5 protein-coding genes are annotated in these 7,253 nt (G+C 36.3%); all 5 read left to right on the forward strand.

All coding sequences use genetic code 11. The features are described from left to right. The first annotated feature begins 211 nt into the window (after nucleotides 1-211). Nucleotides 212-2,197 carry a DUF505 domain-containing protein gene (locus JHC30_06685; GenBank protein ID MCI4463836.1) on the forward strand — a complete coding sequence of 662 codons (1,986 nt, stop codon included), beginning with the start codon at nucleotides 212-214 and terminating at the stop codon, nucleotides 2,195-2,197. Nucleotides 2,198-2,293: 96 nt separating this feature from the next. Further along, the gene (locus JHC30_06690) at nucleotides 2,294-5,041 is read left to right on the forward strand and encodes a UPF0182 family protein (protein ID MCI4463837.1); all 2,748 of its coding nucleotides are present in this window, start codon (nucleotides 2,294-2,296) and stop codon (nucleotides 5,039-5,041) included. Between the two features lie 9 nt (nucleotides 5,042-5,050). Beyond that, nucleotides 5,051-6,124 carry a mechanosensitive ion channel gene (locus tag JHC30_06695; GenBank protein MCI4463838.1) on the forward strand — a complete coding sequence of 358 codons (1,074 nt, stop codon included), beginning with the start codon at nucleotides 5,051-5,053 and terminating at the stop codon, nucleotides 6,122-6,124. Then, on the forward strand, nucleotides 6,125-6,586 hold the full coding sequence (locus JHC30_06700; GenBank protein ID MCI4463839.1) for a hypothetical protein: 462 nt from the start codon (nucleotides 6,125-6,127) through the stop codon (nucleotides 6,584-6,586). A gap of 25 nt (nucleotides 6,587-6,611) precedes the next feature. Continuing rightward, nucleotides 6,612-7,202: a DUF996 domain-containing protein gene (locus JHC30_06705; GenBank protein MCI4463840.1), complete on the forward strand. Its 591-nt coding sequence runs from the start codon at nucleotides 6,612-6,614 to the stop codon at nucleotides 7,200-7,202. Nucleotides 7,203-7,253 lie beyond the last annotated feature (51 nt).

The following is a 7,253-nucleotide window of genomic DNA, read 5'->3' on the forward strand; positions in this document are numbered from 1 at the left end:
TTCTCCATCTCCTTTCTAATAGTTTTTTGCCTCCATAAAAATTTTATGACCATTTTTATGTTTGTCAAGTAATTTAACAATAAAAATTTTCGTCAAAACTAAAAAGTATAAGGAATCTATGGATTAAGATAAAGAAGTATTGATTTTGTTATAGATTTTTGATATAATAACTTAGAAAGTATAAAAATTTATTCTACAAGGAGGTGAAACTATGGTAATTAGGAAGGAACATGCAATTATCCTTGAAAAAATGCTTGCAAATGAAGATGCAGGACTTCTTGCAACAGATCTCTCACAGTTGAATAGCGACACAGTACATGAGCTTGACCTTATGGGTTTAATCCGTTTTGAAACTCCCGTAAAATTAGTTTTAACATATACGGGAAGAGGGCTTGCAAATGTACTTAGGGAACTTTACTCTCTTGGTCCACAGGTTACATCAGAGGACGAAAATGCAACAACCTCGAACATAGTCATTCTAGAAAAGAGAGGACTTTCAAAGCCAGAAGAGTGGGATCCAGAATTTAGATTTATTGGAAGTGAAATCATTGCAATGCTTGATGCAGCATACAGGGCGGATAATGTTGGTCCTCTTGGTATAAAGCCCCTTATGGAAAGAGGTCTTGCAGTAAAAGTAAAAGATAAGGAAACAAAAAAAGAGTTTTACACCTTAAGCGAACAAGGTAAAGCAATCCTTGAAATTTACGCAGTATCACCACAGTTAATAATTGACTCTGACCTTGCAAATGTTATAAGGGGTTTGCCTGTAGGACCTGCACCATCATCAGAAGTTAAACTCTCAGTGCCAAATTCTAAATTGCTTGAGTCTATGAGACTAATTGCTTACTCAGTACCCAATGGTGAGGTGTTTGCTTTTACCGCTTTGGGACAGGCAGTCAAGAAAACACTAACATTGGGCGGGTTTGGTGAAGGGACTGTTCTTTCTCTTGATATTTTGAGGGCAATTGCTGATTGGTATGATGAGAAGAAAATTACGGATATTGCCCTTGAAACTTTGCAGTCTCTTGGCTACATTGATAGCGATGGCAACCTTCTTCCTGCAGGAGAGTGGGCTTTAGAAGTTTACAGACTCGTTAAAGATGGACCAAGAAAAGAGATCTGGTCTTTTGACATTGAAGAGGGCGAAATGATGGCACTTCGTGCGATAAAGGCACTCTGGGAAAAAGCAAAAATAAATAAACACGAGCGACCTACTCTTGAAAATCTCAAGAAAGAGATGATTGATAGAAGAATTGCCCAGTATAAAGACCTTCTTGAGCGTTATGGAAGAAAGATTAAAGAAATGCCTAAAAAGTACCAGGAGATAGCAAAGGCATTTGAGGATGCAAAAGACCTTGCTTCATGGTATGAGGGATACTTTGATTTAAGAGCGGACTTGCACTCAATGGAAGGCTTCCAACTCATCCGAAGCACTGTTGACGATGAGGGTAAAGAAGTGTTCGAAATAACTGAATGGGGCGAAAAAGTGCTTGAACGTAAAGTTGAAGAAGTAAGCTCAGATTCAGTAAAGGCAATTACCATTACGAGGAAGACATTCAGTTCACCTAATATTGAATGGTTTAACAAGGCAAAAGAAGAAGGCCTTGTAGGGAGTTTTGAGCCCACAAAGAATGGATATTTCTTTGCAAATCTTGCAGAACATATCGAAAGATTGCCTTTGCTTACAAAGTTTGAAAGAGAAGTATTCTCACTCATTCCTGAAAAAGGCGTAACGGTTGAGGAAGTAGTCAACAAATTGAAGGATAGATACGAGGAAGATAGAATTAGGTTTGCTCTTGAAAAACTCGAAGCGCGTCACCTTATCGAAATCCTCCCCGACGGCAATGTTATTGAAACTGAAGCAGGTGTCTTGATGGATAAAGCGCTTTCAGGAGTTCCAACAGGACTTGGATTCCCGGTAAACCCACTTTTGGTAAGGGTATTAATGGCGTTAAGAGAAGTTGGAACACTGTATGTTAAGGAGAGAAAGGTAAGAATTCTTCCAAAGAATATAAAAGAGGCATTAAAAATCTCCGGTCTTTCCAAGGAAGCATTCCAGGATGCACTTGAACTTGCAAGAGCAGCAGGCTTCATTGGCGAAACAAGCATTAACGAACAAGGATTACTACTTCTTGATGCAGTTGAGAAGATGAGTTCAAAGAAAGACCTCGTAAGTTACCAGGAAATTCTTGATTAGTTTTGCTTTAGCATTCACAATAATTTGCCCGTAGCAACTTTGCTACGGGCTTTTTTAATTTCCCAAATAAATGTATAATTGATACAGGAGGAGATTATGATTGGGCTAATTATACTTTTGCTTTATGTCGTTTTCGCGCTGCCTTTGATTATAAAGAGTAGTAAATTAAAAATGAGAAATCCGCCGTTTCGTCTTGTAAAAAAGGAGTTTGTAATTCTTATTGTAGGATTTGTAGTTGTTACTATTTTTATTTCTTCTACAAATTTTCTTACAAACTTTCTTTGGTTTAAGAGTGTGAATTTCGAAAGCGTGTTCCTGAAAAGAATTGTTGTTCAAATATTACTTTTTCTTGTTGGTTTTACGGTTTCATTTTTCCTTTATTTTATTTCCTTCTATGTCCCTGAGAGGCACGAAGAACTTGAGATTGGAGAAAAAGTTATAAACATCGTTCGCTTTGCAGTACCTCTTGTACTTGCAATTTTTACAGGTTCGGCTTTATCCTCACAGTTTGAGAAGGTTTTGATGTTCGTTTATAGGACACCCGCAAACATTACTGACCCGATTTTTCACAAGGACATAAGTTTCTATCTTTTTACATACCCGTTTTTGAGTGTGTTACTTTCAACGCTTATTTCGATATTTGTTACGGCATTCTTAGTTGAAGAATTTGTTTATATCCTTTACATACGCCCTAATTTCTCAAAAAACTCAAGAGTTAATCTTCATGCAACCAATCTTTTGTCTGTGCTTGTGTCGCTTATACTTTTCGCTGTTTCTTTTAAGGTTTACTTCAGTATATATACTCTACTCCTGCAAAAAAGTGGTGCTGTTTTTGGTATAGGCTATACAGATTACTATTTGAGGGTCCCGCTTTTTAAAATCATCTCGCTTCTTTTGATTATTGCAGGTGTTGTTCTTATTATTTATGCTTTCATTCCTCGCTTCACACAAAGGGGACCAGTTTTTAGAATCCTTATAGCAAGTGCTGTAGTGGTAGTTTTATTTTATCTTGTTGTCCCGAATGTATTTCAGGCGCTCGTTGTCCAGCCCACAGAACTTCAGCGGGAGAAACAGTTTCTTGCTTATAACATAAATGGAACTCTTCAGGGCTTTAATCTTGATAAGGTTGTTGTTTCAGAGATTAGAGACCTCAAACCTATCACAAGAGAACTGTTGAACAATAACAAGACAATTGTTGATAACTTTAGATTCTGGGATTGGCGAGCGCTTAAGGATACATATCAGCAAATCCAGTCAATAAGACTCTACTATGCGTTTAACGATGTAGATGTTGATAGATACACCATAAGTAATTCTCTTAGAGAAGTACTTGTTTCCGCAAGAGAACTCGACCAAAAACTGCTTCCTGAAACCTCAAAAACATGGGTAAATCTTCATCTCAAGTTTACTCACGGATATGGTATATGTATGAACACAGTTAACGAATTTACACAGGAAGGTTTGCCGAACCTTCTTATAAAAGATATCCCACCTGTATCTACTGTCCCTGAGCTAAATGTAGTGCGACCCGAAATATACTTTGGAGAACTAACAAACAACTACATTATTGTAAATACGGCAACGGATGAGTTTGATTATCCAAAAGGAGAGGAAAATGTTTATTCGAAATACAAAAGCGACAAAGGCATAAAGATGACTCCTTTAAATAGATTCCTTTATGCTATTAATTTTAACGATGTTAATTTCCTGTTCTCACGCTATATTAATTCTCAAAGTAGGCTTCTCTATGTGAGAAACATTCAAGAAAGGGTCTCAAAGATTGCCCCATATTTGAAATTTGACTCCGATCCTTATATCGTTCTTGGAACAGATGGAAAACTTTATTGGATTATCGATGCCTACACTATTTCTAATTTCTATCCCTACTCAGAACCTGTTTATGCTTATGATTCATATCTCAATTACATAAGAAATTCAGTAAAATGCGTGGTTGATGCTTATACTGGTGATGTGAATTTCTATATTGTAGACGAGAGTGATCCAATTGCTAAAACCCTTTCTAAGGCATTTCCAACGCTTCTTCATAGTTTCAATGATATGCCTGAATTCTTAAAATCCCATATGCGCTATCCCGATGACTTAATGAAAATTCAGGGATATGTTTATCTAACTTATCATATGACCGACCCTGAAGTTTTCTACAACAAAGAGGATGCATGGGACATTGCAAAGGAAAAATACTATGCACAGACGCAAGAAGTAATCCCTTACTATGCAATTGTGAAGGATAAAAAAGGAAACTACACTTTTGCAAACATCTATGCATTCACACCACTTGGAAAGAATAATCTTGTTGCTCTTATGATTGCTGATTGCGCAAAAGACAATTTTGGGGACCTAAATCTCCTACGTTTTCCAAAAGATAGACTTGTTTATGGACCTCTACAAATCGAAGCAAGGATAGACCAGGATTCAGAGATTTCTAAGGTTCTTACACTCTGGAACCAGCAAGGATCAGAAGTAATAAGAGGGAACCTTCTTACGATACCTATTGATACTTCCATAATATACTTTGAGCCTATCTATTTGCAGGCTAATACTGCAAAATTCCCTCAAATTAAGAAGATCGTCCTATCGACACAGGACAAACTTGTTTGGGGCGACACTTTTGAAGATGCACTTAATTTACTTCTTGGAGAGGCTACAACAGAAACACCAAAACCAACCGAAGGGAATATAAAGGAATTAGTTGAATTAGCAAAGATGCATTTCGAGAACTATAAGAAATATGTTGCACAGGGTGACTATGCAAAAGCAGGAGAAGAGTTAAAGGCGGTTGAGGAATTGATAGTTGAGATAGAAAACCTGAGCAAAAATCCATAGAGGTGAAAAATGAGTTTTATTAAAAGGTTGCTTGAGACAAATTTTTTAGGAAACTCGATTTTGAGATATCTTATTTCAATACTTATTTTTGCCTTGATTTCTATTGTTATTTTTGTTGTTAACAAGATTTTTAAACGGATTATTGATAAGATAAAAGACAAGAAAGACAATGTAGGTTTAAGGCTTACTCAATTCCTCATAAGGCGTGTAAGCCCTCTTCTTTACATCTTTGCATTTTTAATAAGCCTTGAACAGTTGAATTTGCAAGATTTTAGAGGCATTCTTCACTCAATTGAAAGAGGGTTTGTTGCGATATTGATAATCTATCTACTAACCGCAGTGATTGATTTCCTTTATTCTGAAATCCTCATTTCTTCAAAACTTCAAGATGACCAAAAGAAAGCAATGCGCATATTGATGCTTTCGATTAAAATAATAATTGTCCTGCTTGGTGTCGTTTTCATTATTAAAAACTTTATTCCTACCTTTGATATAACATCGATCCTTACCACATTCGGTGTTGGTGGACTGATTGTTGGGCTTGGATTACAAAGGATATTACAGGACATTCTTAACTATTTTGCAATAATTTTTGATAAGCCTTTTGTTGAAGGTGAGTTTATAGTTATGGGCGATGCGCAGGGGACAGTTTCTAAAATTGGCATAAGAAGTACAAGATTGGTGAGTTTATCAGGAGAGGAAATTAATATCCCAAATTCTCTCATTACATCTCAGGTTATACGAAATTGGTCAAGATTAACAACCAGAAGAGTGCAGGTTAATATTGCTGTTGCACTTGAAACAGAAAAGGAAAAACTCGAAAGGATAAGTGATTTATTGAAGAAGGCAGTCGAAAGCGTTGAGAAGACTACATTTGCTTTTGCAAGGCTCTCTAATTTTGGTGCATACAGTGTAAACTATACACTTGCATACTATATTAATGAGATCGATTACAACAACTTTATGCGATTGCAGGAAGCCGTAAACATTGCAATTCTTGAAAACTTACGCAAGGAAGGCATTTCTATTGTTTATCCAATACAGGTTGTGCGTTTAGAAGAATTAAATAAAAAGGAGGCTTGAGTGAAAGACATTGTTGTTTATTTTACTGGGACGGGCAAGAACAAAAAGGTAGCAGAAGCAATTAGGGAGTGCCTTGAATGTGATGTTATCGAGGTCAAAGACAAATTGAAGAGAAATTTCCTCAGGGATTCTTTTTATTCTCTTGTTCACGCATCTGTCGAAATTGAACCAAAGACATTTGACTTTAAAGATTATGAGAGGGTTTTCATTGTGACACCAATTTGGGCTTTTAATATTCCCGCACCAATGCGTACATTTCTTACGAGGAATAAAGATGCCATTAAGGACAAGGAAATTGTTTTTGTTTCTTCATGCGGCCTTGGTGGAAAAAACAGGCCCGTTATTAACAAACTCTCTAAAGTTATTGGGAAAAATGTTAGCGCTTCACTTCTTATCGAAGAGACGAATGTAGACTCTCAAGTCTATAAAGATATAATTTCGAAATTTTTGGATAATATATAGTAAAACTTTTAAAAGGAGGAACAAAATGGAAAAAGTTGATTTAAGAAATGCGAAGTTAATGGGTGGAATTGGAGCAATTCTTCCGCTTGTGGGTTCTCTTTTCCTAAAAAGGGTTTATGGATTGTCTTTTATACTGTCCATTACATCTATTGTGCTTATCCTTATGGCATTAAATGAAATTTCAAACAAGGTCGGAAATCATGAAATATTCTCAAACTACCTTACTGGATTTATCCTTCAGATTATTGGATATATAGTCCTTATACTCTTTGCTGTTGTAGGCGGGTTAGCGTTATTTACAGGCCTTGGTATGGGTTTTATGGGTGCATTGCGAGGCCTTGGGGCTACTGCAGTATTTTTGCTTTTTGCATTTTATGTGCTTATAGTTGTGTCTTACTATTATGTGAAGAAAAGTTTCGACTTAATTGGCGAGAGTCTCTCTAATGAGAATTTTAAAACTGCGGGATTACTTTTATTTATTGGTGCAATACTTTTGATAGTTTTTGGTATAGGGGCACTTGTGATGTTTGTAGGTGAAATTTTTGAAATTATAGGCTTCTTTACACTTCCTGATGAGATAGAAAAGGCAGGAACGCAAGACATACAACAAGGGTAAAATTTTCGCTCTTGTCAACCAAATAATTTAGAAGGTGTTTCAAGAGCTGAG

Source organism: Caldisericum sp., from assembly GCA_022759145.1.
Taxonomy (GTDB): Bacteria; Caldisericota; Caldisericia; order Caldisericales; family Caldisericaceae; genus Caldisericum.

Coding starts and splice junctions, on each gene's coding strand:
- JHC30_06685 (MCI4463836.1), top strand. CDS start 212: ATGGTAATTAGGAAGGAACATGCAATTATCCTTGAAAAAATGCTTGCA.
- JHC30_06690 (MCI4463837.1), top strand. CDS start 2,294: ATGATTGGGCTAATTATACTTTTGCTTTATGTCGTTTTCGCGCTGCCT.
- JHC30_06695 (MCI4463838.1), top strand. CDS start 5,051: ATGAGTTTTATTAAAAGGTTGCTTGAGACAAATTTTTTAGGAAACTCG.
- JHC30_06705 (MCI4463840.1), top strand. CDS start 6,612: ATGGAAAAAGTTGATTTAAGAAATGCGAAGTTAATGGGTGGAATTGGA.